The 598-nt window shown below is 67.9% G+C and carries 1 protein-coding gene; it reads left to right on the top strand.

Annotated features, from left to right (window positions below; genetic code table 11):
- Window positions 1-598 (top strand): ISAzo13 family transposase (locus ACFPZ3_RS70135; RefSeq protein ID WP_379525365.1); only part of this gene is annotated, 598 nt, incomplete at both ends.

Here is a 598-nt window from a genome sequence, read left to right as displayed (position 1 = left end):
CGGACAGCCGGTGATCAGCGTGGACACCAAGAAGAAGGAACTGATCGGAGAGTTCAAGAACGCCGGGCGGCAATGGCGGCCGGCCGGTGAGCCGGTGCCGGTCAACGTCTACGACTTCCCAGAGTCGGCTGCGGGCAAGGCGATCCCGTACGGCATCTACGACATCGCGGCCAACACCGGCTGGGTGAACGTCGGCACCGACCACGACACCGCTGCGTTCGCTGTCGCCTCCATCCGCCGCTGGTGGCACGCCCAGGGCAGCGACGCCTACCCACATGCCACCCGGTTACTGATCACCGCTGATGCCGGCGGCGCCAACGGCTACCGCACCCGAACCTGGAAGAGCGAACTGGCCGCTCTGGCCGCCGAGACCGGCCTGACCATCACCGTGGGCCACCTGCCGCCGGGAACCTCGAAATGGAACAAGGTGGAGCACCGGCTGTTCGCCCACATCACGATGAACTGGCGCGGCAGGCCGCTGACCAGCCACCAAGTGGTCGTCAACAGCATCGCCGCCACCACCACGAGCACCGGACTGCGGGTGCAGGCCACGCTCGACACCGGCGCCTACCCGCTCGGTGTCCGCGTCAGCAACGCC

It is taken from the genome of Nonomuraea insulae (assembly GCF_042656245.1).
The sequence above is the reverse complement of the archived record's forward strand: the minus strand, read 5'-3'. Positions and strand labels throughout refer to the sequence as shown.